We start from the raw sequence: 1325 nt of genomic DNA, 5'->3' as shown, positions 1-1325 counted from the left end.
GGCGCAGGGTTTCGCGGGTCACGCGATGTTTGCTGTAGTCGATGTGCAGATCGGCCACCTGCATCGTCAGCTCGCGGCCGCGCGCCGGGTCATCGGCGAACAGTTGCCGTAGATGCATCGGCGCAACGGTGCGGTGATTGTTGTGCAGTGCCTGCCAGGCCGCTGACGCGGTGATGTCGCTGCTCACGTGCCGAGGGTACCGCGTCGGCCATCGACCGGCGCTGCGTGTTCATGGGTTCGAGGTGGTGGTCGCGACAACAGGCCTAGTCTGGCGACATGGTGTCTGAACGCGACGTACTCGAATTCGTACCGAAGGGTTTGTGGATCGGTTCCGGTCCTGTCCAGGCCACGGGGGGTGGGACTTTCGACGTGCGCAATCCGGCGGATGGGACGGTGATCGCGCAGGTTGCTGATGCGACTCCCGAGGATGCGATGCGGGCCTTGGATGCGGCTGTCGCGGCGGGGGCGGCGTGGGCCGCTACGCCGGCGCGGGAGCGGGGGGAGATTCTGCGGGCGGTGTTCGAGCAGCTCACTGCGCGGGCGGAGGAGTTCGCGTTGTTGATGACGCTGGAAATGGGCAAGGCGCTGTCGGAGAGTCGCAATGAGGTGCGGTACGGGGCCGAGTTCTTCCGGTGGAACAGTGAGGAGGCGGTGCGGATTCATGGGCGGTATCTGAACGCGCCGTCGGGGACCGGGCGGATCATGGTCGCCAAGCAGCCGGTGGGGCCGTGTCTGGCGATCACGCCGTGGAATTTCCCGCTGGCGATGGGCACCCGCAAGATCGGGCCCGCGCTGGCGGCGGGCTGCACGATGATCGTCAAACCTGCCTCGGCGACGCCGTTGACCATGTTGGCGCTGGCCAAGCTGTGCAGTGAGGCCGGCCTGCCCGATGGGGTGCTGTCGGTGGTCACCACGCAGCGTTCCGGGGCTGTCACGGGCCCGCTGATCGACGATCCGCGGCTGCGCAAGCTCACCTTCACCGGTTCCACCGAAGTCGGCAAGAAACTCGTTGCGGCGTCCGCGAACCGGTTGCTGCGCACCTCCATGGAATTGGGTGGCAACGCCCCGTTCGTCGTGTTCGACGATGCCGACATCGACGCCGCCGTGGCCGGTGCCATGCAGGCGAAGCTGCGCAACGGCGGCGAAGCGTGCACCGCGGCCAACCGGTTCTACGTGCAGCGCGGGGTAGTCGCGGAGTTCACCGAGAAGTTCGTCGCCAAGGTCAGGACCCTGAAGACGGGCGACCCGGCCGAGGACGGCACCCACATCGGGCCCCTGATCAACTCCTCGCAGGTCGAGTCGGTCATGGCCGCGGTGCAGCAGGC

Annotated in this window: 2 protein-coding genes; one reads left to right on the top strand and one right to left on the bottom strand. The window is 67.2% G+C overall.

Annotation, left to right across the window (positions count from 1 at the left end; translation table 11 throughout):
• The coding region (locus tag ACFWUY_RS41700; protein WP_384122286.1) for a hypothetical protein at nucleotides 1–187 on the bottom strand (187 nt) is incomplete at its 3' end.
• 89 nt (nucleotides 188–276) lie between these two features.
• Between ACFWUY_RS41700 and ACFWUY_RS41695 the strand changes: the two genes are divergently transcribed.
• Nucleotides 277–1325, top strand: a 1049-nt coding sequence (locus ACFWUY_RS41695) for an aldehyde dehydrogenase family protein (RefSeq protein ID WP_384122282.1), incomplete at its 3' end; no start/stop codon positions are given.

The sequence above is a fragment of the Streptomyces sp. NPDC058664 genome, from assembly GCF_042716635.1.
In the GTDB taxonomy this organism is placed as follows: Bacteria; Actinomycetota; Actinomycetes; order Streptomycetales; family Streptomycetaceae; genus Streptomyces.
Note: the sequence above shows the minus strand (reverse complement) of the source record. Positions and strands in the feature narration are given on the sequence as shown.